Here is a 24,049-nt window from a genome sequence, read left to right on the forward strand (position 1 = left end):
ATCCGGGCTACGACAACCCTCCGCATGTGCGTGCGGGGATATCGAGGCAGCATGTGTGGCTTCTGCCTTATGCCACCTGTAGCCCGGATAAGCCGCAGGCGCATCCGGGGACGCAGCTCAAGGTACGCAAGCCCCGATGCGCAGCCCCAGACGTGTACCCCCGGATACGCGGCGCGTATCCGGGATTCAACAGCCCATCAGCGCCCGGTGCGGAAGCGCTGCCACAGCCGGGTGTAGCCCTGCACCGTGGCCGGCTTCAGCGTCTTGGCGACAAAACTGCCTTTCAGGTCATCGCTGCTCGGGAAGATGGTGCGGTTGTTCACCAGCTCCGGCCGCATGAAGGCACGCGCCGCCGGCACGCCTGGCGGGTAGCTCACCGCGTTGGCATTACGCGCTGCGGTTTTCGGGTCGAGCATGGCGTTGATGAAGGCATGCGCCTCGGCCACGTTGGCCGCATCCTTGGGTATCGCCAGCACGTCCAGCCACACTTCCAGCCCGTTGCCCGGCAGCAGCACACTGATGTTCACGCCATTCTTGCCCTCCAGCGCGCGCTGCCGCGCCATGTTCAGATCACCGGAAAACCCCATTGCCACGCACAGGCTGCCGCCGGCCAGCTCGTTGATATAGCTGGAAGACGAAAACAGCGTGTAGTACGGCCGCAGCTTCTGCAGCGCCGGCAGAATCGCCTGGTAGTCGGCCAGGTTTTCGGTATTGGGGTTCTTGCCGTAGTAATGCAGCGCGGCGCTGAAGAATTCGCTGGGCGAGTCGAACACGCTGACGCCGCAGCCCTTGAGCCGCGACACGACCTCTGGCTTGAACACCAGGTCCCAGGGGTTGTCCGGCAGCTTGCCGCCCAGCGCCTTCTGCACCTTGTCCACGTTGATGCCCAGGGTGTTGATGCCCCAGAAATACGGCACGCCGTAGCGGTTGCCGGGGTCGAAGCTGTCCATCAGCTTGAGCAGCGCCGGGTCGAGATTTTTCCAGTTGGGAATGCGGCTGCGATCCAGCGGCAGGAACATGCCGGCCTTGATGCCGGTGCCCAGGGTGTTGTGGGTGGGCACCACGATGTCGTAGCCGGTCTTGCCGGTAAGCAGCTTGCCTTTCAGCGTTTCGTTGCTGTCGTACACGTCGTAGCGCACCTTGATGCCGCTGGCCTTCTGGAACGCCGGCACGGTATCCGGGGCGATGTAGTCGGACCAGTTGTAGATATTGAGTACACCGCCGGCCTGGGCCAGCGGCAGCAGCACGGTGCAGCCCAGCGCCGCCAGCCATGTCTTGTTCATGTTGTTGCTCCTGTAAAGGCGGCCCCCGCCGGGGCGGGTGCCGGAAAATGGCCAAGCAACGCTAGGCCTCAGCGGCGGCGGTACACCGGCTGGCCCTGGAACACGGTCAGCTCGACCCGGGTATCGGCGATACGCTGCGGCTTGCCGGCCTGCATCAGCTGGTACAGGTTGCGATCCAGCACGATGAAGTCGGCGGACTTGCCGCTTTCGATGGAGCCGGTGATATCGCCCTGCCGCACCGCCCGCGCGCCATTGATGGTGTAGGCGGCCAGGATTTCGTCCAGCGAGGTGTGCTGCGCGGCGTTGTAGTAGGGCTTGCCGTCGGCCACACGGGTAAGCGCGGCGGCGATATTGGTGAACGGCCGCGGGTCGCGGCTATCTACCGGCGCATCGCTGCCGGCAGCCAGTACCGCACCGGCACGGCGGCTGCTTTCCACCGGGTATACCGCGCTGGCGGCATAGCCCTTGGGGTCATATACCATGGCGGCCAGGTCCTGCCCCTTGCGGCCCGGCTGCAGGAACGGCGTCACCAGCATGTCGTAGGCCAGCTGCGGGTTCATCCACGCATAGGTGAAAGTCAGGTAGACACCCAGCTCGCCCAGGCGCTGCTGGTCGTCCGGGTGCACCATCTGCAGGTGGGCGATGGTGTGCGGGATGCCGCTGTTGCCGTTGCGCTGCCGCGCTGCCTGCAAGGCGTCCAGCGCCCAGCGGGTGCTGCGGTCGCCAATGCTGTGCAGGTGGATGCCGAAGCCGGCCTTGTCCAGCGCGGTGGCGTAATCCAGCAGCGCGTCATGCTGGAAATTCACCGTGCCATTCTGGCCGCTGTCCTGGCTGTCGGCAGTGACCCTTCCCTGGTCGCGGGCGGCGTCGTAATGGATGTGCGGCAGCTGGAAGTTGCTCAGCATGCCGGCATTGGGCAGAAATGGCGGCTCGGTGAACGGGTCGCCTTCCATGGTGCCGTCAACGAAGATCTTCACCGTATCGGCCTTGATCAGCGGGTTGGCCGCAAACTGCGCGCGCACCGCCTCGGCCTTGGCCAGGTGGGCGGGAATATCCAGCTTGCCGCCGTAGTCATCCTGGTGGAAGCAGGTGGCGGCGTTCACCCGCATCTGCAGCAGGCCGCGCTGCTGCATGGTCAGATAGCGCTGGCGGATGAAATCATTGGCGCAGGCATCCTGGATGCCGGTGATGCCGCTACTGGCCAGCAGGGCAGACACCCGTGGCAGGATGGCGTCGTACAGCGCCGCCGCCTTGTCGCTGTTGGCCGACAACAGGCCGGTGTCCGGTACCGGTATCGCCTCGCGCGCGCCTTCGCGGATCACCCCGGTATTCAGGTCGACATACTGCGCCTGGCTGGCCAGCACGCCGTCCTTGCCCAGCGTGGCGGCGTTGTAGCCCACGGTATTGCCGTCCTTGTCGTGCGCCAGCGCCAAGGCGCGGCTGTTGTAGGCGGCGGCGTGACCATCCACCCCCATCAACGCCACCGGCCTATCCGCTGCCGCCGCATCCAGCGCCGCGCGCACGGTCTTGAAGCGCTTGGTCGGGGTATTACCGTCATACGGCGACCATTGATTGACTACCAGCCAGTCGCCAGGCTGCGGCGCGTATTTCGCCACGCAGCCGCGCACCTTGCTCGCCAGCTGATCCAGGTTCACCGGCTTGCCGTCCAGATCGCACATGTCCAGCGGCACCGTACCCAGCGCGTGGATATGGTTGTCGTGCAGCCCCGGCAGCACCATGCGGCCGCGCAGGTCCACCACCGCATAGCCTTGCTGACGCAGCCCGGCCAGTTCGGCATTGCTGCCAACACGGCCGAACTTGCCGTCCTCCACCACAAAGGCCTGTGCCACGCTGCGGCTGCCATCCTGGGTATATACCTTGCCGTTCAGATACACCGTGCCGGCGGCCTGGCTGGCGCTGGCGGCCAGTGCCAGCGTGCTTGCCAGCAGCAGCTGCCGTGGCCGGATATTGCTGTGTGCCATGGTTGTCTCCTCCTTATTATTGCAGTGATTACTGCAAATTATGAGCAAACCTTAGCACAGGCCATTCCGGATAATTCAGCAATTACTGCAAATATGATCAAATACTGTCGTTGCCACACCACAACGCTGCCACTACAGTGGCGGCGAACCGTTCAAGGCCAGACACCATGACCGACAGCACACTCCCCGCCGACCTGAGCATGCGCCGCACACCGCGCCAGCAACGCAGCCAGGACGCCATGCACAAGATCGAACAGGCCACGCTGGCCCTGCTGGCCGAGCATGGCTACCCGGCGCTGAACACCAATGCCATCGCTGCCCGTGCCGGTGTGGGCATCAAATCGCTGTATCACCTGTTCCCCAACAAGGAAGCCATCGTCTGCCGGCTGGCCAGCGGCTGGCTGGCGGCGGTGAACCAGGTAAAAGAGGAATTGCGGCAGCAGGACCTGCCGCTGCCGGCACTGCTGGACGCGGTGGATGCGGCACTGGACGCGCTGGACGCGCAGTTTGGCGGCTACGGGCCGCTATGGCAGGTAATGGATCTGGTGCCGGCGCTGGCCGAGCTGGAAGCGCAGCACGAGGCACGGCAGGTGGCGTACTGGAGCGAGCGGCTGCAGCACTACGGCTGCCGTTGGCCGCAAGCCGAACTGGCGGCGCTGGCGCTGTACTTCTACCGCATGAGTGATACCGGCAAGCAATATGCCAAGGAAAGCGGCGCCAGCGGACGCGGGCTGTGGCAGCTGCACCGGCAGTGGCTGCTGTGGCTGCTGCAGCGCGCCATCGCCGAGCCCGACCCGGCACGGGTTTGGCCGGACGGCCAGCCACCGCTCCCGCCCAACCGCGGCCAACAGTAGCCCGCCATGAAAAATGCAGCCCGCTTCAGAAGGATGCGGGCCGCTACGCGGCTTCCACCTTGCCCTGCGCTTGGGGCGTGGCAGGGTGTGCGCGATGCTCCCGATCCGCCTGCCACACGAACAGCGCGCCCAGCAGCGTCAGCGCCAGCATGCTCCACAGCATGCTGTTGCCGGGCAAGGCGCTGAGCAGCAGGCCGGCCAGCACCGGGCTGCCGGCGGCCCCCAGCTGCGCCAGGTTCTGCGCGCCGTAGTAGCTGCCCTTCAGCTGCTCCGGCGCAATGGCATCGATATACAGATACTCCGCCGGCACCAGCAGGATCTCGCCCAGGGTGAACAACACCATCCAGCCGCACCACTGCCATAGCGACGGCGATAGCGCGAAACCGGCCAGGCCGCCGGCCAGCAGCAGCGAGGCCAGCATGATCCAGCGCAGCAGGTTGTGCGGCCGCAGCAGACGGCCCAGCCAGTACTGGCACAGCACCACGGTCAGCGCATTGCTGGTGATCAGTGCCGACATCCAGCGCAGCACCTCGGCATCGCTATGACCCTGCAGCAGATACAGCGACAGGTAATCGGAAAAGCGCCCGTGCACCACGCAGGCCAGCAGGCTGCCAATGGTGAACAGCACCAGGGTGCGGTCGCGGCGCAGCAGCTGCAGCGTGGCGCTGAACTGCAAGCGCGGGGCATGGCGCCCGCCATGACCGCGCGGCACCTGCCGCAGCAGCGGCAGGGCGATCAGCGCCAGCACCGCAGCCAGCACGAGCGCCCACGCCGGCCGGGAGCTGGCCAGCCAGCTGCCCAGCAAGGGGCCGATGGCGTAGCCGACATTGGCCAGGGTGTAGCGCAGCGAGAAGGCGCGACTGCGCTCGGCTGGCGGCAGCAGGTCGCTCAGCAGCGCCTTGAGCGCAATGCCAAACAGCACAAAGGCCAGCTCCACCAGCAGCAGCGCCACACCGGCCAGTGCCAGCTGCCGGCTGCCGGGCAGCAGCGCAAAGCCGACGGCCACCGCCAGCAGGGAACACTGCAGCAGGCGGCGGCGATCGCTGCGGTCCACCAGGTAGCCGGCGTAGAGGCCGCCCAAGGTGGCACTGACCAGTACCACGCCAAGCAGCAGGCCGATCTGCTGCGCCCCCAGCTGCAGCTGCCGGCCCAGCGTCAGCACCAAGAGCGGCGACACCAGCGCCCGGCTGATCGACAACACAAAGCTGCACAGCAGCAGCTGGCGCACTAAGGGCGAGAAACGCGACACGGGAATACTCCAGATGACATTAGCGCCAGTATCGACAAAAAAGCAGAAGCAAAAAATGGATAGAATGCCGGCAGACTACTTCCGCTTTTAGCCGGCCAAAGCTTGGCCGCAACAGGAGCAGACATGCGTCTGGAACAACAATACCGGCTGCTGTACCGGCACTACGGCGAGGGCGATGCCTACCCCGGCCTGCCGGCACTGGCAGCGCTGCTGAACTGCAGCGAGCGCAATGTGCGGCTGCAGCTGGCGCGCATGCAGGCGCAGGGCTGGCTGAGCTGGCTGCCCGGCCGTGGCCGCGGCCGGCGTTCCACCCTGCGCTGCCTGCTGTCACCCGACGCGCTGGCCTTGCAGGGCGTGGGGCAGCTGCTGGCACAGGGCGAGCTGGAACAGGCTTTCGCCCGCCTGCCGCCGGCACAGCGCGGCCAGCTGATGGCGCAGCTGCCGCGCTACCTGGGCGCCGGCAACAATCGCCGCCAGCTGCGCATCCCGCTGCATCGCCAGCTCACCACGCTGGACCCGATTGCGGTGAGCAGCCGGCTGGAGGCACACCTGGTGCGCCAGCTGTTCGACCGGCTGTGCGATTTCGACGTGCACAGCCAGACCCTGCTGCCGGCGCTGGCCCACCACTGGGAGGCGGCAGACGAGGCACGGCGCTGGCGCTTCTGGCTGCGCCCCGGCATCAGCTTTCACGACGGCACGCCGCTGGATGCCGCCGCGGTGGCCGCCAGCATCCGCCGGCTGGACAGCCCGGCCTGCCCGTGGCGGCGCCAGTACCGCGACCTGCGCGCCATCCGGGTACACGATGCGCTGTCGCTCAGTTTTGAACTGGCCGACAGCGACTGGCTGTGGCCGCAGCGACTGCTCACCGCCAATGCTTCCATCGTGCCGCCGCGCCGCGCCGCCGACTTTGCGCGCCAGCCGGTGGGCAGCGGGCCGTTCCGCGTGCTGCGCCATAGCCCGCAGCGGCTGACGCTGCAGGCCAACCCGCACTACTACCGTGCACGGCCGCTGCTGGACGAGATCGACCTGTGGGTTATCGAAGACGATGCCAGCACAGCGCAGGGCTTCGACCTGCGGCTGGATGCCGGCGACACGGTGCGGGCACTGCAATCGGCCTGCACCTACCTGTTGCCCAACCCGCAGCGCCCGCTGCTGGCCGATGCCGCATGCCGGCGCTGGTTGCTGCGCTTGCTGTCGCAGCCGGCGCTGGTCGCCACCGACGACCCGCTGCGCCGCCCGGCGCTGGGCCTGCTGCCGGACTGGCAACAGCCACCGGTAGCGCCCGGCGAGGCGGCGCTGCCCGCCGGCAGCAGGCTGCGGCTGGTCACCTACGAGCTGCCGGCCTTCCAGCCGCTGGCACAGGCGCTGGCAGCGAGGTTGGCCGCACACGGCATCACGCTGGATATCGACACCCTGAGTTACCCGCGTTACGAAGATCACCCCAGTTGGTGGCCGCACACCGACCTGGTGCTGTCCAGCGAGGTGCTGCACGACGACCGCGACTACAGCTGCCACGAGTGGTTCGGCAGCAACCCGGTACTGCAACAGGCACTGCGGGGGGAGGCCGGCGCGCGCATGGATGCGGCGCTGCTGGCGATCCAGCATCAGCCGGAGCGCGCGGCGCGCATGGCGGCCTACCGGCAGATAGGCGACTGGCTGGTGGCGGAAGGCTGGCTGCTGCCGCTGTCGCATGAGCGGCAGGGCATTCTGGCCAGCCCGGCCGTGGCCGGGCTGAAACTGGGGCTGAACGGCTGGATGGATTTCAGCAGCCTGTGGCTGAGGGAAGAAACGTGAAACCGGTGGCGGCTACCAGTTCACGCCATCGACGCGGCGGCGGTACCAGCCGGTAACCGACAAGCGCTGCTGGCTGGCCGGCAGCACCTCGTGCCAGAAACGGTCGGAGAGGAACAGCACCAGGGTGCCGGCTTCCGGCTCCACGTCGAGGTGTTGCGTGCAGTCGGCATCCAGGTACAGGCGGATCTGCCCGCCGGCATCCTGCGGCCAACCTTCGTTCAGATAGAACACCGTGGTCAGCGTGCGCGCGTCGTCATCGCGGAAGCGGTCCAGGTGCTTCTTGTAGAACGCGCCTTCCGGGTAAACGGCGAAGTGCGATTCCAGCTCGGCCAGCCCCAGGTACAGGCCGCGGTTCACCGCCTGCATCACCTCGTCCATCGCCGCGTTATAGGCCTGCACCGCCGGCAGCTCGGCCACCTGGTCCAGCCACAGCACCGAGTCGCTGCGGATCTCGGCGCGGCGCGCCTGGCCATCGCCACGGCCGGTGGCGGCCTCGTGGAAGCGTCCTTCCTGCCATACCTGCAGGCAGGCATCGCGCAGCTCGGCGGTAAGCGCAGCCGGCAAGGCATGGGGAATCACCACCCAGCCATCGCTGGCCAGGCGGTCGAGTACGGCATCAATATCGAATTGCAGGGACATCGCGAGCTTCGGCTAAAAATCGGACAGCCGGCTTTCTACCATGCGCGGCGGCGATCGCCAATGCGCGATATCAAGCCTGCAGCAGCCAGTTGATGCCGCCGCCACCCAGCAGCAGCCAACAGAACAACAAGGCGGCCAACAGCAGCGGGCGCCAGCCGGCGCGGCGCAGCGCGGCAAAGCGGGTATCCAGCCCCAGCGCCGCCATGGCGGCAGCCAGCAGCAAGCGATCCAGCTGCAGCAAGGCATCATGCAGGCCGGCGGGCAGCCAGCCGCTGCTGTTGAGGCCGATCACGGCGATGAAGCCAAAGGCAAACCACGGGATGGTAATGGAGATGGGCACGCGCTGCCCCGGCTGCGCCACGCGGCGTTGCCAGCCGGCCGCCAGCAACAGCAGGAACGGCGCCAGCAGCATCACCCGCAGCATCTTGGTCATCACTGCGCTGGCGGCGGCTGCCTCGCCCACCGCCTTGCCGGCCACCACCACCTGCGCCACCTCGTGCATGGTGGAGCCGGCCAGCACGCCATAGCCGGCCTGCGTCAGCCCCAGCGGCGCCAGCAGCCCGTACAGCCATGGGTATAGCAGCATGGCGATGCTGCCGAACAGCACCACGCCAGCCACCGCCACCCCGGCGCGCTCACCGCTGGCGCGGATCACCGGCTGGGTGGCCAGCACTGCCGCTGCGCCGCATATGGCGCTGCCGGCGCCGATCAGCACGCAGCTGTCGCGGTCCAGCCCCAGCCGCCGCCCCAGCCACAGCGCCAGGCCGAAGGTGCTGCCCAGCACCAGCGCATCGATCAGCAGCACCCGCCCGCCCAGCTGCTGCAGCTGACCCAGTGTCAGCTGCAGGCCGAACAGCACGATGCCGGCGCGCAGCAACTGCTGCCGGCTTAGTTGCAAGCCCGGCTGCCAGCTGACTGGCAACCGGCGCAGATTGGCCAGCAGCATGCCGCCGACAATCGCCAGCAGCAGCGGCGACACCGCATGCGCAGCCAGCCAGGGCAGGCCAGCCAGCCACTGTGCGGCAGCGGCGAGCAGGAGGGCGGCCAGCAGGCCGGGCAGACAGGCAGTAGGCGACATGGCAGGCACCACATGGTTGGACGGTGCTGTCAGCTTACGCAGCCGGCTTTTAGTGGTAAAACGGATAATATCGATCAATACCATTAGCAATACCGATCAATGACTCTCAAGCTCAGCCTGCGCGAACTGGAAGTGTTCGCCGCCATTGCCGATGCCGAATCGGTTACCCGCGCCAGCGACAGCCTGGCCATGTCGCAGTCCGCCGCCAGCCAGGCGCTGGCACAGCTGGAGGGCGCACTGGGTGCCGCGCTGTTCGACCGCGTGGGCCGCCGCCTGCAGCTGAACGAAAACGGCCGCAGCCTGCTGCCACGCGCCCGCGCCCTGCTGGACGAAGCGGCGGTGCTGCAGGGCATGTTCGGCAGCGCGGTGCTGTCGCTGCGGCTGGGCGCCAGCACCACCATTGCCAACTACCTGCTGCCGCAACGGCTGGCGGTGCTGCGCCGCGACTGGCCGCAATGCAAGGTTGCGCTGCAGGTGGCCAACACCCGCGACATCGTGGCGGCAGTAGCCGCGCTGCGGGTGGACTTCGGCCTGATCGAAGGCCCCTGCCACCACCCCGAACTGCACGCCACGCCGTGGCTGCAGGACGAACTGGTGCTGATCGCCGCCCGCGACCACCCGCTGGCCAGGCAGCCGCTATCCCGCGAACGGTTGGCCGCAGCACCCTGGCTGCTGCGCGAGGCCGGCTCCGGCACCCGCGAAGAGGTGGAACGCGTGCTGCTGCCTGAGCTCGGCAGCCTGCAACTGGAAATGGAGCTTGGGGATTCGGAAGCCATCAAGCGCGCGGTGGCCGCCGGGCTGGGCATCAGCTGCCTGTCGCGGCGCGTGGTGGCAGAGCTGCTGGCAGATGGCAGCCTGGTGGAACTGGACAGCGGCCTGCCGCCGCTGGCGCGCACGCTATGGTGCGTGCGCCACCGCGACCGCCCGGCGGGGCGCAGCATGCAGGCTTTTTTGCAGCTGGATGCCAATAAGGGTTAAGGACATCTGCTCACATCAACGCATTTGCACAAGCCGTCAGACAGTAGAACGATAGCGACCTAGCCCAGGCCCGTTGACGCGAGCCGGGCAAAATGGCATGCCCCAGGTCTTAAGCCGCCGCATGCCTGAGCCGCGCGACGCTAGCGCGCGGCGAGTTCGGCGGCGCCTGGGGCGTGCCGTTTTGCACGGGGTTTCGAGCAGTCCCGGGGAGCCGGGGATTGCCAAGGGGGCCGCGGTGGCCCCCTTGGCACGTGCGCCGGGCGGAACCGGCACCCGAATCAGCATCCGCGCAGCGGATTCAACACCACTGGCTCAAACGGGCCGGATCGCGGATCGCCTCATCTCCGCCCCGCCCACCAGCCATGCAGCCCGGCCCCCAGCACAATACCCAGCAGGGCCAGCAGCACGCCGCCGTCGCCGCTGCCGCTGGCGGTAAGCGCCGGCCCCGGGCAGACCCCGCAGATGCCCCAGCCGAGGCCGAACAGCACGCCGCCGGCCACACTGCGACGATCCAGCACGAACGGCCGCTGCTGATAGCTGCCACCCAGCAGGGGGGTTGGCCGCAGGCGTGGCCACAGCTGGTACACCAGCAGGTTTACCGTTACCGCGCTGCCCAGCACCAGCAGCAGCCCCAGGTCGCGGAAGTTGAGGAAATCCAGCACCGTTTCCGGCCGGGTCATCCCGGCATAGCTGAGGCCGATGCCGAACAGCAGGCCGGCCAGCAGCGTGGCCAGCCCTTGCAGCAAAGCATTTGCGCTCATGCTCACATCCCCCACCAGCTGAACAGCTGGGCGGTAACGATAGCCGTGCCCAGGAAGGTGATGACGATCGCCAGCGAGCCGCCGGACAGCGACGCCAGCCCGCAGATGCCATGCCCGGAAGTGCAACCACCGCCCAGGCGGGCGCCGAAGCCCACCAGCAGGCCGCCCAGCAGCAGCTTCCACGCCGGCAGCGCGGTGTGCGGCTGCGCCAGACCGGCCAGCAGCATCAGCACACCGCCCAGCAGCAGCCCCAGCGCGTACAGCAGGCGCCAGCCGCGGCTGTCGCGCAGTGCCGGCTGCTGGAAGAACGGCGTGCGCAGCAGGTAGGACCACACCGCGCTGAAGAAGGTACTGGCGCCGCCCAGGCGCCCGGTGGTGATGAACAGCAGCGCCACGCCGCTGCCGATCAGCAGGCCGCCAAGCAGGTAGCGCTCGAAACCGTGAGGGAAATACGCAAGCATGATGAGGCACCCCTGCCATCGCAATGGCTGACATTATACAAACAAAAATATTGTATCAGGCCAGCCGCCCTGCCCGCTGCTCAGTAGTTCTCCACTACCCGCTGGTAGTCGCCGCCAAGCCAGTGCAACACCAGCGGGAAATGGTCGCGCACGGCATCCGGGTGGGTGAGCAGGCTCACGTGGTCGTAGTCGTGACGGTGGCCCTTGTGCCGTGCCAGCAGCCGCAGCCGCGACAGGTGCTGGCCGCTTTCGTCGCGAAAGCGCTTCACATCGGCCGGGTGGCCGCGGCAGGGGTCGTTGTGCGCGGCAAAGTACAAGGCTGGCGGCAGCTGCTGGCGCTGCGCGGCAGCGGCGTAGTCGAAGCCGTCGTCGCTATCCACCCACGGCGCCACCCGTGCCCACTGCTTGCTCTGCCAGTGGCTCTTGTCGGTTTCGTCGTCCGCGCCCAGGCCGATGCGCTGCGCCGGCAGGTAGCCCACCGTGCGGCACAGCATGCGGCCAACGATGTTCCACATCAGGTCCACCTCCAGCCGCTTGCGCCAGTTGCGCACATGCACGCAGCGCTTGCTGCCGAAGTACACCAGGCTCTGCACCTCGGCAATCAGCTGCGGCTGGCGCAGCAGGCAGCTACTCATGTGCACGCCGCCCCAGGAATGCGCCATCCAGTGAATGGGCGCCCCACCCTTCATATGCCGCACCGCGGCATGCAAGGCGGGCAGGTCTTCGGTGATGGTTTCGGTCTGGCCATGGCGCGCGTGGCGGTCGATGCGCGGCGTGCTGTTGCCGCGCCCGCGCAGATCGGCCACGAACACATCGTAGCCATGCGCCGCAAGATACGGCGCCAGCCCCTTGCCGTTGGCGGAGTAGAAAATACGGCCATTGGCCATCACCCCGTGCAGCAGCAACACTGCCGGTGCATCCGGCTGGCGTTTGGGATGCAGGCGTTTCAGATACAGCGTGTCGCGGTCGTTGACCGGCAGGTAGATGTCATCCTGACGTATGTCCATGATTCCTCGCATTGTGGTGCTAGCCTGGCTGTCTGATGCAGCCATTCAAACAAGCGACTGAATAGAACGCCATTGCTGCCATGGCGTCAACCGGAAACCATCCGCCAGCCACCTGCTTGCTGTGCTAGTTGCCACAGAGGAAAAGCCGTAGACTGCCGCCTTTCCGTTTTTTACCGCGTGGCGCCAGCCACGCCCGCCATGCCCTTTTCCTCCTTTGCCCTGGACCCGGCGCTGCTGCACGCGCTGGATGAAGCCGGCTACCCGGCCGCCACCGCCATCCAGCAGGCGGCCATTCCGCTGATTCTGGCTGGCCACGACCTGCTGGCCACCGCCCCCACCGGCGCCGGCAAAACCGCCGCCTACTGCCTGCCGCTGCTGCAAAAGTGGCTGCACACCAGGGGCCAGCACGGCAAGCGCTGCAGCCTGATTCTGCTGCCCACCCGCGAGCTGGCGCAGCAGGTTGGCGCCACGCTGCAGCAGCTGGCCGCGCACCTGCCGCGCTGCAAGATCGTCACCGCCTATGGCGGGGTATCGATCAACCCGCAGCTGCTGGCGCTGCGCGGCGGAGCGGACTTCCTGATTGCCACCCCGGGGCGGCTGCTGGACCTGGTCGCTAACAACGCCGTGGCCATGGCCGACATCGACACCCTGGTGCTGGACGAAGCCGACCGCCTGCTAGCGCTGGGCTTTGCCGACGAGCTGAACCGCGTGCTGGCGCTGCTGCCGGCCAAACGGCAGACGCTGCTGTTCTCCGCCACCTTTGCGGCCAACATCAAGCAACTGGCCGCCGAGCTGTTGCAGCAGCCGCAGCGGGTAAGCATCACCGCCGACACGCCGGACATCACCCAGCGCGCCATCGAGGTGGATGCCCGCCGCCGCAACGCGCTGCTGCTGCACTTGTTGCAACAGGAGGGTTGGCCGCAGGCCATGCTGTTCGTCAACAGCAAGCACGACGCCGCCGAGCTGGCGCAATGGCTGCAGCGCGAAGGCATCCGCGCCGCCGCGCTGCATGGCGAGCTGGCGCAGGGGCGGCGCGAGCGGGTGCTGGAGAATCTCAAGAACGGCACGCTGCAGCTGCTGGTGGCCACCGACCTGGCGGCACGCGGCATCGACGTGCCAGCGCTGCCGGTAGTGGTCAACATGGCGCTGCCGCGCTCGCCGCAGGATTACAGCCATCGCATCGGCCGCACCGGCCGCGCCGGGCACAGCGGCATGGCCATCAGCCTGATCGACGCCGACAGCCGCGCCCACTTCCGCCTGATCGAGAAGCGCCTGGGCCTCTCCCTGCCGCGCGAAGTAGTGCCCGGTTTCGAACCAACCGACCAGCCGGCCCCGCGCCTGCTGGCCAGCGACGACAACGGCGGTATCAAGGGCAAGCGCATGAGCAAGAAGGACAAGCTGCGGGCGGCAGCGGCCGCAGCACAGAACGGGCAGCCGACATGAAAAATGCGGCCAACCGGGCAAGGTTGGCCGCATCGGGGCGGAACAAGTTTTAGCAATTGATACCTTCTTGGCCGTCAATCAACGTTGTGAAGCGCCAGATTGCCCCACGGGGAGCGCCGGCCAAAATGGTGTTCGCCAGGTTTTAAGACGGCACTTGAGCCGTTTGACGTTAGCAAACGGCGAATTGCCGGCGCCTGGCGAATGCCTTTTTGGCCGGGGTTTCGCGGACCATTGGGGCGAGCGGGGTCGCGAGGGGGCGGCGGCACGCCCCCTGGCCCGTCTGCCGGGCGGAACCGGCGACTTCAAACATCATCCGCGAAGCGGATACAAAACCTGACGCGGTAAACGTTGGGCTTCGCTGCGCTCAACCCAACCTACGCTCGGCAACACAGAACGGGAAGCCGGCATGAAAAATGCGGCCAACCGGGCAAGGTTGGCCGCATCGGGGCGGAACGGACTGCAATCGTAGGGTGGGCAAAGCGCAGCGTGCCCACCAGTGAAACCTTGCCGGTGGGCACGGCCTACGGCCTTTGCCCACCCTACGGGTCATACGACGCTCAGCTCTCCCAGCGCTCCTCGCGCCAGGTCGCCATTTCCTCTTTATCGAGGAAGGTCCACGCCACCAGGCGGCTGATCTTGTTGCCCTGCGCCATGTCGATCACCACCACGCGGCGGGCATCGCACATTTCCAGCTCGCGCTGCAGGCCGCGCACATTGTCCACCTTGGACACCAGCGAGCTGAACCATGCCACCTGGTGGCCGTAGCGCACGCTCTGCCGCGCCATGGTGGCCAGGAAGAACTCCTCGCCGCCCTCGCACCACAGCTCGTGATGCTTGCCGCCGAAGTTCAGCTCGACATTGGCCATGCGCTGGCCGGTAAGGTTGGCCACCTTGCGCCGTGCTGCCGACTCCGCCTCCTGCGCCGAGCCGTGGAACGGCGGGTTGCAGATGGTCAGGTCGAAGCGGTCGTCGCGCTTGATGATGCCGTCGAACACATCGCTCGGGTTGGTCTGCTGGCGCAGCTTGAGGCCGCTTTTCAGCTGCGGGTTGGCGTCCACCAGCAGGCGCGCCATGCGCAACGCGTCGGCGTCGATATCGCAGCCGACAAAGCGCCAGCCATACACGCTGCGGCCAACAATCGGGTAGATGCAGTTGGCGCCCACGCCCACGTCCAGCACGGTAACGCGCTTGGGGATGGTGCCCTTATTGCTCTTGGCCAGCAGGTCGGCGGCATGGTGCAGATAATCTGCGCGCCCCGGTACCGGCGGGCACAGGTAGCCCGGCGGAATGTCCCAGTACAGCACGCCGTAGTGATGCATCAGCAGTGCGCGGTTCAGCGCCTTCACCGCAGCCGGATTGTGGAAATCCACGGTCTCGATGCCGTGTTCGTTGTGACGCACGAACTCGGCCAGCTCGGGATTGACCGCGATCAGCTTGGCGAAGTCGTAGGGGTCGCGATGGACGCTGCGAAAATGCAGGCCAGGTTTGGGTGCAGAAGTAGTCATGGCAGATACCGCAAGAGCAATCGGCGGATTGTACGGATTTATCGCGCACTGTGCAGGCTTGCGGCCAAGCTTATGCCCACGGCTTGGCCGCAAAACTTACACCGCAGGACGCCCCGGGCTGCCCGGCAGGTACTTGCTCCACACCCGGCGCATATCGCGCGCCGAGCCGAAACCGGCACCCTCCGCCGCGCGCTCCACGCTGACACCCTGCTGCAGCAGCTGGCGCACCAGCGAGATACGCAGCCGCTGCTGGTACTCGACGATGCCCACCCCGGCCTGTTCGCGGAACAGCCGGGTAAGGTGGCGCGGGCTCAGGTGCACGCGCCCGGCCAGTTCCTCCACCGCCCAGCGCTGCGCCGGCTCGCGTGCGATCAGATCCTGCGCGCGGTGTACTGCCGGGTGCAGGTGGTTGCGGTAGGCCAGCCACGGCGACAGCTGCGGATCGTCGCCGCTGCGCCGCATGTACAGCACCATGCGCCGCGCCACGCGGGCGGCAATGTCGGCGCCGGCATGACGCTCGATCAGCGCCAGCGCCAGGTCCATGCCGGTGGTGATGCCGGCCGAGGTGGCGATGTTGCCATCCTCCACGAAGATGCGGTTGTCCAGCACCCGTGCCGCCGGCGCCACGGCTGCCAGCTTGCCGACAATGCTGTGATGGGTGGTGCAGCTGCGGCCATCCAGCAGCCCGGCCATGCCGGCCAGTAGCGCGCCGGAGCAGATGGTGGCCAGCTGCACCTGCGGCGTGATGTGCCGGCGCAGCCAGGCCACCAGCTGCTGCGCCTCGGGTGTAGCGTAGTCGGCGTCTTCATCCACCGTGCCGCACAGCACCACCAGGCTGCCGTCGGCCAGAACCTCTGGTAGGGGGTCGATCAGCGAGGCCAGCCCCAGCGAGCTGACGCATTCGCGCGCCGGGCCGGCCACGCGCAGGCGGAACGGCGCCCCCTCGTCGATGGCCATGCGCAGTGCCTCGGCCGGGCCGACGAAATCCAGCGCCAGGTAGCGCGGGGTGAGCAGGAACCAGATATCCATGCGATCTCCGGCTTACAGCTCGCCCAGCTTGATGTCCGGCGTGTAGTCGCCGTCCACTTCCTTGACGATGGCCTGGCCGGCGATCACCCGTTCGCCGTTGAAGGTGAGCGTGGGCTGGCCGTGCAGCTGCCAGCCGCGGTTCAGCGCCTCGGTAACGCGATGGCAGAAGGCGGAATCGTCGGGGCCGGTCAGCAGGCGGTACAGCTTCATCAGTCGTGCTCCTTACAGCATTGCGCGGTAAACAATGAATCCGGTGGCACTCGCCAGCTGGTCATACAGCCGGCGAGCGGTGGCGTTGTCCTGGTGCGTGTGCCAGTACACGCTGGGGCAGCCCCGGGCGCGGGCGGCATCTTCCACTGCCGCGATCAGCGCCCTGGCCACGCCCTGCCCGCGCGCCTGTGGCGCGGTGAACAGGTCCTGCAGGTAGCAGGCGTAGTGCGGCAGCAGCGTGTTGCGATGGTAGATGCAGTGCGCCAGCCCCAGCACTTGCCCGTCCCGCTCCGCCAGCAGCAGCTGCATCGGCTCGGCCTCATCGAGCAGCCCCAGCAGCCGCTGCCAGGTGAGGCGCACTTGCGCCTCGGGCAAGGCCGTGTCGCCGTGGCGGCCGTAGAAGGCGTTGTAGCCGGCCCACAGCTCACACCAGGCCGGGAAATCGGCGGCCGTGGCCGCGCGGATTTGCAGCGCCATCAGGCTCTCCCCAGCGCCGGGCGGCGGGCCAGCGCCAGCAGCCGCGGGCCGAGCATATTGATGACCAGGCCGGACACCAGCACCACGCCGCCGGCCAGCTGCCAGAAGCTCAGTCGTTCGCCCAGCGTCACGGCCGAGGAAAACACCCCCACCAGCGGCACCAGCAGCGAATACGGCGCCACCACGTTGGCCGCATGCCGCGACAGCAACTTGCTCCACTGGCCGTAGCCGAACAGGGTGGCAACCAGCGCCAGATAGGCGATGGCGAACAGGCTCTTGCCGCTGGCTACCTGCGCCCAGTCGATGCTGGCCGACTCGAACATGGCGGACAGCGCGAAGAACGGCAGGATAGGAGCCAGGCTGCTCCACACCACCAGCCCCAGCATGTCCGGCTTGTAGCCGGCGCCCACGATGCGGCGCACCACCACGTTGGAAAACGCCCAGCTGGCCGCGGCGCACAGGGTAAGCAGGAAACCGGCCAGCGGCATGCCGGCGGCGCCCAGGCCACCGATCAGGTACAGGCCGACACCGCCAACGATCAGCCCGCCCAACTGCCAGCGGGTAAAGCTCTCGCGCAACCAGGCCATGCCGATCAGCAGCGTAAAGAAGGCGGAGGACTGCAGCACGATGGAAGCCAGCCCGGCCGGCATGCCCAGCTTCACCGCCGAGAACAGGCAGGCAAACTGCCCCAGCCCCATGGTGAGGCCGTACAGCAACAGCCAGCGCCACGGCAGCGCCGGGCGGCGCACGAACAGCAGGCCGATGCCGGCGGCGGCGCTAAAGCGCAAGGCCCCCAGCAGGAACGGCGGCACCCCCACCACTCCCCACTTGATGACCACGAAATTGAAACCCCACACCGCCACGATGGCGAGGGCGATCAGACGGTCTTGCCAGTTCATGGCTTGCTCTCCGCTTGCATGCAAAAAGTAGCGATACAACTGGTACCGCACCCATGCCGTCACCATACGCCAGCCATCACGGCGACAACAGCAACAGTGTGTTCAACATTGTCCGGTTACAGCTGCCGTGGCTTGTAGATGCGCTGCGTGCTGGCAGGGTTGGCCGCCAGCCGCGCACCCGTGCGTCGTGGCCGCGGCTGCAGGTCGCCACCGCAGTTGGGGCAGCCATGGCCCAGCCGGGCCGCGCAATCGTGGCAGAAAGTGCATTCAAAACTGCAGATGAAGGCCCCGGCCAGATCGGCGGGGAGGTCGCGGTCACACAGTTCACAGCCGGGTCGCAGGGCAAGCATGTTATCGCTCCAGGGTTGGCCGCCGCTCTGGCAGGCACAGTGACAATAAGCGCCATTGTGCCGCAGTACATAGCTGCTTGCGATGCGCCATGCGGCCAGCTTGCGGACAGATTGCGCCATCCATGTATCCATGCATGCCCATAGCAGGAATAGCGCCAGCGGCCATGCTGTAAGCAGCCGGATACAAAGCCGACAACAGCGCGACAAGGCCACCGGCGACACTGCAGCCTGTCGGGGAAAGCCCCACTGCACGAAAGCCCAGATCATGAACACTCGCATTGTTACCCGTGGCCTTGCCACCCTGGCCGCCACCCTGTTGCTCGGCACCGCCCTGGCGGCGCCGCCGCAGCCTACTGCCGTGCCTGCCGGCTGCCAGCTGCCGGCCCGCGAGCATGGCCCGGAAAAAGGCGGCGCCCTGTCGCTGGAACCGCTACTGCCGCAACTACAACTGAACGCGCGGCAGGATGCGCTGTGGCAGCAGGCGGAAACCGCGCGCCTTGCGCGCCAGATCGCCCAGCGCCGCGCCATGCAACAGGCACACGCCACCCTGCAGAGCAATCTGGCCAACCCCAAGCTGCCTCTGTCGCTGGCGCTGCGCGATGCCTTGCCGGTAGTGGCCGACAGCCCTTATGCCGGCGTGGAATGGGCGGCATTCTTTGATAGCCTGAACCCGCAGCAGGTACAGCAAGTGCGACAATTCCTGCTGGCCCGCCCCGGTGATGGCATCATGCCAGCCAAGCCGGACATGCCTGCCGAGGGTATGCCGCCCCGATCCTGAGCTGGGTCGCCGCGCGGTGGCGGCATTTGCTGCCAGCCACTGCGCCTGCCCCACTCCCCGTAACGGAATACCGCTATGTCAGCCCAAGCCACCCGCCTACTGATTGTCGATGACGACCCGGACATTCGCAGCCTGCTTGCAGACTACCTGCAGGGCTACGGCATGCAGTGCAGCAGCGTTGCCAATGGCAGCGCCATGCTGGAGCTGCTGGCGCGCGACAGCTTCGACCTGATCATTCTCGACCTGATGCTGCCGGGCGAGGACGGGCTGTCGCTGTGCCGCCAGCTGCGCGGCCAGGGCGAAACGCCCATCATCATGCTGACTGCGCGTGGCGAAACCGCCGACCGCGTGGTAGGGCTGGAACTGGGCGCCGACGACTACGTGGTAAAGCCATTCGACCCGCGCGAACTGGTGGCGCGCATCCATACCGTGCTGCGCCGCAGCCGGCGCCAGGCGGCGCCGCTGGAAGTGCAGGAAGTGCGCTTTGCCGGCTGGACGCTGCACCACATCAAGCGCGAAATCACCACCCCGGATCAGTTACTGATTCCGCTGTCGCATGCCGAATACCGGCTGCTGTGCGTGTTCCTGGAGCGCCCGCAGCGCGTGCTCAGCCGCGAGCAGCTACTGGATGCGGCGCGCGGCCGCACCATCGAGGCCTTCGACCGCAGCATCGACCTGCTGGTATCACGACTGCGGCAGAAGCTGGGCGATGACCCCAAATCGCCGCGGCTGCTGAAGACCGTGCGCGGCGAAGGCTATCTGCTGGACTGTAAGGTGGAATGAACGGAACCCGATAATGAAACGCCTGGCTAGCCTGTTCCCAGACACCATGTTCACCCGCCTGTTCGGTCTGGCGGTAGCGGCATTGCTGACCACCCACCTGGTGATGACCAGCCTGTTCCTGTTTTTCGAGCCACCACGCGAGCCGCCGCCGCCACCGGCCAGCACGGCCAGGGCAAGCGCGCCGCCGCTGCTGGCCAGTACCCCCTTGCGCCATGCGCCACCGCCACCGCGCTCCCACTTTCCACCGGCATTCTGGCTGGGCCAGCTGCTGACCCTGGCGATCATGAGCCTGGTGGCCTGGTACGGCGCCCGCCGCCTGGCGCGCCCGATTCAGCACCTGACCCATGCCGCCGCGTTGCTGGGCGACAACCTGCAGGCCCCGCCGGTACAGGAGACCGGCCCGCGCGAAACCCGTCAGGCGGCACGGCTGTTCAACCGTATGCAGGACAAGCTGCGGCTGCAGATGGCCGAGCGCAGCCGCTTTCTGGCCGCGGTATCACATGACCTGCGCACCCCGCTTACCCGCATCCGCCTGCGCTGTGCGCAGCTGGACGATGCGGCGCTGCAGGCACGGCTGGGCAAGGATATAGACGATATGGCGGCGATGCTGGACGCCACCCTGGCCTACCTGCGCGATGACGCCAAGGAAGAAGCCTGGCAATGGCTGAATGTCACCGCGCTGCTGCAGGCCATGGCCGAAGATGCCGAGGAGCTGGGTCACCGCGTACAGGTCAGCGGGCATGCCGACCGGGTGTACACCCTGCCGGCCAGCCTGCGCCGCTGCCTGGAGAACCTGCTGGAAAACGCCATGCGCTATGGCGGCGGCGCGGCGGAGATTACCCTGCAGCGCCAGGATGGCGAGCTGCGCATCGATATCCACGACCACGGCCCCGGTATTCCGGAAGCGCAGCTGGACGTGGTATTCGAGCCGTTCGTGCGGCTGGAGGAGTCGCGCAACCGCCACACCGGCGGCACCGGGCTGGGCCTGTCGATCTCCCGCGAGGCGGCGCGCCGGCTGGGTGGCAGCCTCACGCTGTTCAATGCCGCCGAGGGCGGCCTGACCGCCCGCCTGACCCTGCCGCTGGACCACGGTGCCGCTTTGTATCGAAACTGATACCAAGCCGCTACATGCACTGGACATAGTCCCTACACACTGGCAACAGCCCGCCATCCCGGCGGGTGTATGCGTGTGCCCGCAGTTTCGGGTACAGGGAGAAGGATCATGACAAGTGCAATCGGTAGTTATGGCAGCTATCAGAGCATGATGCCTGCCATGCAGGGACCGCGACCGCGCCGGCCGGAGGCCAGCGATATCGCCGCGCAGATATTCAGTGAGCTGGACACCGGCCAGCAGGGCTATCTGCAGGAAAGCGATTTCAGCGATGTACTCGGCGCCAGCGGCAGCAGTGATGGCGCCGAGCTGTTTGCGGCGCTCGATGGCGACAGCGACGGCAAGCTGACGCAGGACGAACTGACCAGCAAGCTGCAGGAAATCGCCTCGCAGCTGGACAGCGGCTTCAATGCCATGCGTACCCAGGGCATGCCGCAGATGATGGCTGGCGGCATGCAGGGAATGGGCGGTATGCCGCCTCCGCCGCCACCGGGCGACGACGAAGGTCTGGATGCCGAGCAGCTATCGGCCATGGCCAGCAGCGCCAGCGAAAACGGCGACACCACGGCCGCCGAACGCTTTGCCAACCTTGCGGCCAACCTGGACGCCGCCGACACCGATGGTGACGGCAAGGTCAGCTTCCAGGAAAGCATTGCCTACCAGCAGGCGCAGAATGGCAGCAGCAGCGCCGATGCCAGCGGCAGCGACAGCCAGGGCGGCGGCGTGAACGAACGCTCGCTGCAACGGCTGCTGGGCATGCTGCGCCTGTACGGCAACAGCGACGACAGCAGCAGCCAGCAGCTCAGTATCGCTGCGTAAACGCGGCCGGCGCGGTGGGGTGCGCCGGCAGGAACAGCTCGGCCAGCATGCAGCGCACGCCGCCGCCGCCCAGGGTTTCAATCACCGGAATGGCCGGCGTCAGCAAGCGGCCATGGCTGGCCAGCCGGCTGCGCTGCGACGCGTCCAGCGCGTCATGCGCGCGTTGCGACAGCACCACCAGCGGCTCGCCGCTGGCGTTGTGCAGCGCCAGCATATTGCCGGCCAGCGCCACCACCTGCGCCCGGCTGATCGCAATCACCTCCTTGCCGTCGGCCTGCAGCTGCTGCTGCAGGCTGCGGCGTTCTTCCGCATCTTCCACTGCCTCCAGGCACACCACGGCCCAGTCCGGACCCACGCACATCAGCACATTACTGTGGTAGATCGGCCGCCCGGCGGCATCGGTGGCGGTAAAGGCAGTGACCTGGTAGCCGATGCGTTCGGCAAAGGCCTGCAGCTCGCCGGCATCGGTACGGGTGGACAGCGCGGCGTAGATACGGCGCTGCGCACGGTCCAGCACCATGCTGCCGGTACCTTCCAGGTAGCGGCCCTGGTGCTCCGCCGCCGACAGGTCCACCAGCTCGCGCACCGCGAAGCTGCCACGCAGCCAGGCCACGATGTCCACGCGGCGCTCCAGCCGGCGGTTGGCGCCCTCCATCGGGTACAGGAACAGCCGGCCATCGGCATGGGTGCTGAACCAGTTGTTGGGAAAGATGGAATCCGGCGTGTGCGGCTCGGGCGTGTCCTGGAACACGTCCACGGTGACACCGTTGGCACGCAGCAGCGCTACGTAGGCATCGAATTCGGCCACGGCAGCAGCCTGCGCGGTTTCGGCATCCAGCGTGGCCTGCTGGTAGGCATTGCTGGCGGCGGTATCCGGATTGAAGCCGAAACGACAGGGGCGAATCATCAGGACGCGATTGGTGGTTTGCATGGCAGTGTCGGGCAGTGGCCGTGAAGTGGACATGGCTGGATTGTGCAAAAGGTGTCGCATTGATAAACGACGAATCCATGCTGCGTGACGCACACTTGCGGTTGTTATCACGCCCCGCCACAGCGGATTCCGCTGCGGCCAAACGCTGGATTCGACCGCCCTCCTGCCTACAAGACCACGCCCATGCAACTGGACCGTATTGATCTGCTGATCCTCGACATCCTGCGCCGTGATGGCCGCATCACCTACCAGGCGCTGTCCGAGCAAGTGCACCTGAGCCCCCGCCCCTGCCAGGAACGGGTGCGCAAGCTGGAGCGCGCCGGCATCATTCGTGGCTACCACGCCGCGGTCAGCCTGCCGCAGCCGGAAGGTGTGGTGGTGATGGCGCAACTGGCGCTGGGGGACAAGCTGGGGCGCACCGCGCAACAGGCGTTCGAGGACACCATGCGCAATACGCCGGAGGTGGAGGACTGCTGGCTGGTAAGCGGCGAGTTCGATTACCAGCTGCGGGTGCGCTGCCACGATCTGGCGCACTTTCGCGAGCTCTCCGGCGGCTGGCTGGATGACAAGCGTTTTCGCATCAGCCGCATCGTCAGCAGCCCGCAGCTGCAGCAGATCAAGCTGGGCGGGCGCGGCTAGCCCGGCAACGATGGGCACACCGCTTACCACTCTGCTGCTTGCATTGCGACACTGCCTTGCCGATCACCACCGTCTTGTTGCGTAAACCTGTGCACTAGCGGTTGCGACCTTTGCGTCTTAGCAATCCGGCTGTTTTGCAGTGCCATGGTGCCATGGCCGATAGCTGTCGGCATGACTGGCAAGCCATTGCTGTATCAAATGCTGGCTATCAAAACGTTCTGGATGATAGCGAGGATGCCAGTAGGCCAAACCATGATGCAGCAGTGACCAGCCAAAGCCCTCACGTCCCCAGGCTAGCTGCATGCTGCGCCACAGCGTGTGTCGCAGCTGCCCGCGACGAAGCGCACCGTCTTTCCAGAGCATGTGCCAGTACTGGCGACAAAACAGCAGGCTGAAATTCAGGCTCACCAACAGAAACAGCAAGTTCCGCCGCCAATAACCACCACCAGCACGGTGGTACAGCTCGAAACACACCGCCTTGTGCTCCAGCTCCTCTACCGCATGCCATTGCCACAGCAAGGCCAGCCATGGTTCTGCCTGCTGCAGCAGCTGTGGGCGCCGCAACAGGTAATCGCCCAGAATTGTGGTGTAGTGCTCGTAGGCACAGACGATTGCCAGCCGTGACAGGACATGCATGCTGTGGGCCTGCTGCTGCAAGCGCGTGATTGTTTTTGCTACCACGCTGCGAAAGCCCCGGCGGTGCATGCTGTCGTTGTAGAGCTGGTGCTGACGGCTATGTATGGCCTCCTGTACCACGAAGGCCTGTAGTTCATGGTTGAACGATGTCACCAGTGGTGACGACAGCTCGGCAGCTACCGCACGTACCACATCGATGAAGAAGCGCTCTCCCGATGGAAACAACCAGGACAGCGCATTGAACACGTGGCTGGCGGCGGCGTCACCACCATTCCAGCGCACAGGGAAATCTTGTCCGAAGCTGATATTGGGGACACGAGGTGTGATGCTGATCATGCTGGAGACTCCGGTAT

General features: G+C 66.7%; 25 protein-coding genes. 9 read left to right on the plus strand and 16 right to left on the minus strand.

Annotation, left to right across the window (positions count from 1 at the left end; all coding sequences use genetic code 11):
- Nucleotides 1-197 precede the first annotated feature (197 nt).
- Both ACFOKJ_RS02575 and ACFOKJ_RS02580 read right to left on the minus strand, forming a co-directional pair.
- Nucleotides 198-1,283: a polyamine ABC transporter substrate-binding protein gene (locus ACFOKJ_RS02575; RefSeq protein WP_390276428.1), complete on the minus strand. Its 1,086-nt coding sequence runs from the start codon at nt 1,281-1,283 to the stop codon at nt 198-200.
- 68 nt (nt 1,284-1,351) lie between these two features.
- Nucleotides 1,352-3,265: an amidohydrolase gene (locus ACFOKJ_RS02580; RefSeq protein ID WP_390276429.1), complete on the minus strand. Its 1,914-nt coding sequence runs from the start codon at nt 3,263-3,265 to the stop codon at nt 1,352-1,354.
- A 167-nt stretch (nt 3,266-3,432) separates the two neighbouring features.
- Here ACFOKJ_RS02580 and ACFOKJ_RS02585 point away from each other — a divergent pair, with 167 nt between their 5' ends.
- Nucleotides 3,433-4,119 (plus strand): TetR/AcrR family transcriptional regulator, encoded by a 687-nt coding sequence (locus ACFOKJ_RS02585; RefSeq protein WP_390276430.1) that lies wholly within the window; start codon nt 3,433-3,435, stop codon nt 4,117-4,119.
- A gap of 43 nt (nt 4,120-4,162) precedes the next feature.
- Here ACFOKJ_RS02585 and ACFOKJ_RS02590 read toward each other — a convergent pair whose 3' ends face one another.
- A complete protein-coding gene (locus ACFOKJ_RS02590) occupies nt 4,163-5,368 on the minus strand; it encodes an MFS transporter (protein WP_390276431.1) in 1,206 nt (401 codons plus the stop codon).
- 123 nt (nt 5,369-5,491) lie between these two features.
- Between ACFOKJ_RS02590 and ACFOKJ_RS02595 the strand changes: the two genes are divergently transcribed.
- Nucleotides 5,492-7,162 (plus strand): ABC transporter substrate-binding protein, encoded by a 1,671-nt coding sequence (locus tag ACFOKJ_RS02595; RefSeq protein ID WP_390276432.1) that lies wholly within the window; start codon nt 5,492-5,494, stop codon nt 7,160-7,162.
- 12 nt (nt 7,163-7,174) lie between these two features.
- Here ACFOKJ_RS02595 and ACFOKJ_RS02600 read toward each other — a convergent pair whose 3' ends face one another.
- Complete coding sequence (locus ACFOKJ_RS02600; protein ID WP_390276433.1) at nt 7,175-7,801, minus strand: 2OG-Fe(II) oxygenase; 627 nt, start codon at nt 7,799-7,801, stop codon at nt 7,175-7,177.
- 70 nt (nt 7,802-7,871) lie between these two features.
- Nucleotides 7,872-8,879 carry a YeiH family protein gene (locus ACFOKJ_RS02605; protein WP_390276434.1) on the minus strand — a complete coding sequence of 336 codons (1,008 nt, stop codon included), beginning with the start codon at nt 8,877-8,879 and terminating at the stop codon, nt 7,872-7,874.
- 99 nt (nt 8,880-8,978) lie between these two features.
- Between ACFOKJ_RS02605 and ACFOKJ_RS02610 the strand changes: the two genes are divergently transcribed.
- Entirely contained in the window at nt 8,979-9,857 is an 879-nt protein-coding gene (locus ACFOKJ_RS02610; protein ID WP_390276435.1) for a LysR family transcriptional regulator, read from the plus strand.
- A 338-nt stretch (nt 9,858-10,195) separates the two neighbouring features.
- Here the strand turns inward: ACFOKJ_RS02610 and ACFOKJ_RS02615 are convergent, their stop codons facing one another.
- From ACFOKJ_RS02615 to ACFOKJ_RS02625, 3 genes are all read right to left on the minus strand, one after another.
- Nucleotides 10,196-10,618 carry a DUF6691 family protein gene (locus ACFOKJ_RS02615; RefSeq protein WP_390276436.1) on the minus strand — a complete coding sequence of 141 codons (423 nt, stop codon included), beginning with the start codon at nt 10,616-10,618 and terminating at the stop codon, nt 10,196-10,198.
- Nucleotides 10,619-10,620: 2 nt separating this feature from the next.
- Complete coding sequence (locus ACFOKJ_RS02620; RefSeq protein ID WP_390276437.1) at nt 10,621-11,079, minus strand: YeeE/YedE family protein; 459 nt, start codon at nt 11,077-11,079, stop codon at nt 10,621-10,623.
- An 80-nt stretch (nt 11,080-11,159) separates the two neighbouring features.
- Nucleotides 11,160-12,086: an alpha/beta hydrolase family protein gene (locus ACFOKJ_RS02625; protein WP_390276438.1), complete on the minus strand. Its 927-nt coding sequence runs from the start codon at nt 12,084-12,086 to the stop codon at nt 11,160-11,162.
- Between the two features lie 198 nt (nt 12,087-12,284).
- Here ACFOKJ_RS02625 and ACFOKJ_RS02630 point away from each other — a divergent pair, with 198 nt between their 5' ends.
- Nucleotides 12,285-13,529 carry a DEAD/DEAH box helicase gene (locus tag ACFOKJ_RS02630; protein ID WP_390276439.1) on the plus strand — a complete coding sequence of 415 codons (1,245 nt, stop codon included), beginning with the start codon at nt 12,285-12,287 and terminating at the stop codon, nt 13,527-13,529.
- Nucleotides 13,530-14,086: 557 nt separating this feature from the next.
- Here the strand turns inward: ACFOKJ_RS02630 and rlmF are convergent.
- The 6 genes from rlmF to ACFOKJ_RS02660 all read right to left on the minus strand — a co-directional run bounded on the left by rlmF (nt 14,087) and on the right by ACFOKJ_RS02660 (nt 18,119).
- Complete coding sequence (rlmF, locus tag ACFOKJ_RS02635; protein ID WP_390276440.1) at nt 14,087-15,034, minus strand: 23S rRNA (adenine(1618)-N(6))-methyltransferase RlmF; 948 nt, start codon at nt 15,032-15,034, stop codon at nt 14,087-14,089.
- Between the two features lie 96 nt (nt 15,035-15,130).
- Nucleotides 15,131-16,063 carry a GlxA family transcriptional regulator gene (locus tag ACFOKJ_RS02640; RefSeq protein WP_390276441.1) on the minus strand — a complete coding sequence of 311 codons (933 nt, stop codon included), beginning with the start codon at nt 16,061-16,063 and terminating at the stop codon, nt 15,131-15,133.
- 12 nt (nt 16,064-16,075) lie between these two features.
- On the minus strand, nt 16,076-16,273 hold the full coding sequence (locus tag ACFOKJ_RS02645) for a DUF1737 domain-containing protein (RefSeq protein ID WP_390276442.1): 198 nt from the start codon (nt 16,271-16,273) through the stop codon (nt 16,076-16,078).
- Between the two features lie 12 nt (nt 16,274-16,285).
- Nucleotides 16,286-16,750, minus strand: a complete 465-nt coding sequence (locus tag ACFOKJ_RS02650) for a GNAT family N-acetyltransferase (protein ID WP_390276443.1) — start codon at nt 16,748-16,750, stop codon at nt 16,286-16,288.
- Entirely contained in the window at nt 16,750-17,649 is a 900-nt protein-coding gene (locus ACFOKJ_RS02655) for an EamA family transporter (RefSeq protein WP_390276444.1), read from the minus strand. Before ACFOKJ_RS02655 ends, ACFOKJ_RS02650 begins: the two co-directional genes overlap by 1 nt.
- Nucleotides 17,650-17,765: 116 nt before the next feature.
- Nucleotides 17,766-18,119 (minus strand): DUF1272 domain-containing protein, encoded by a 354-nt coding sequence (locus ACFOKJ_RS02660; protein WP_390276445.1) that lies wholly within the window; start codon nt 18,117-18,119, stop codon nt 17,766-17,768.
- Between the two features lie 145 nt (nt 18,120-18,264).
- On the opposite strand from ACFOKJ_RS02660, the gene ACFOKJ_RS02665 reads away from it, so the two are divergent.
- From ACFOKJ_RS02665 to ACFOKJ_RS02680, 4 genes are all read left to right on the plus strand, one after another.
- On the plus strand, nt 18,265-18,777 hold the full coding sequence (locus tag ACFOKJ_RS02665; RefSeq protein ID WP_390276446.1) for a hypothetical protein: 513 nt from the start codon (nt 18,265-18,267) through the stop codon (nt 18,775-18,777).
- Between the two features lie 75 nt (nt 18,778-18,852).
- The gene (locus ACFOKJ_RS02670; RefSeq protein WP_390276447.1) at nt 18,853-19,560 is read left to right on the plus strand and encodes a response regulator; all 708 of its coding nucleotides are present in this window, start codon (nt 18,853-18,855) and stop codon (nt 19,558-19,560) included.
- A 13-nt stretch (nt 19,561-19,573) separates the two neighbouring features.
- Complete coding sequence (locus ACFOKJ_RS02675) at nt 19,574-20,674, plus strand: ATP-binding protein (protein WP_390276448.1); 1,101 nt, start codon at nt 19,574-19,576, stop codon at nt 20,672-20,674.
- Between the two features lie 108 nt (nt 20,675-20,782).
- Nucleotides 20,783-21,490, plus strand: a complete 708-nt coding sequence (locus ACFOKJ_RS02680; RefSeq protein WP_390276449.1) for a hypothetical protein — start codon at nt 20,783-20,785, stop codon at nt 21,488-21,490.
- On the opposite strand, the gene ctlX is transcribed toward ACFOKJ_RS02680, so the two are convergent.
- A complete protein-coding gene (gene ctlX, locus ACFOKJ_RS02685; protein ID WP_390276450.1) occupies nt 21,474-22,421 on the minus strand; it encodes a citrulline utilization hydrolase CtlX in 948 nt (315 codons plus the stop codon). The genes ACFOKJ_RS02680 and ctlX overlap by 17 nt on opposite strands.
- A gap of 183 nt (nt 22,422-22,604) precedes the next feature.
- On the opposite strand from ctlX, the gene ACFOKJ_RS02690 reads away from it, so the two are divergent.
- Complete coding sequence (locus tag ACFOKJ_RS02690) at nt 22,605-23,060, plus strand: Lrp/AsnC family transcriptional regulator (protein WP_390276451.1); 456 nt, start codon at nt 22,605-22,607, stop codon at nt 23,058-23,060.
- A 117-nt stretch (nt 23,061-23,177) separates the two neighbouring features.
- On the opposite strand, the gene ACFOKJ_RS02695 is transcribed toward ACFOKJ_RS02690, so the two are convergent.
- Nucleotides 23,178-24,032 (minus strand): metal-dependent hydrolase, encoded by an 855-nt coding sequence (locus tag ACFOKJ_RS02695; RefSeq protein WP_390276452.1) that lies wholly within the window; start codon nt 24,030-24,032, stop codon nt 23,178-23,180.
- Nucleotides 24,033-24,049 lie beyond the last annotated feature (17 nt).

Origin of the sequence: Vogesella amnigena, assembly GCF_042648905.1 — a bacterium.
In the GTDB taxonomy this organism is placed as follows: Bacteria; Pseudomonadota; Gammaproteobacteria; order Burkholderiales; family Chromobacteriaceae; genus Vogesella; species Vogesella amnigena.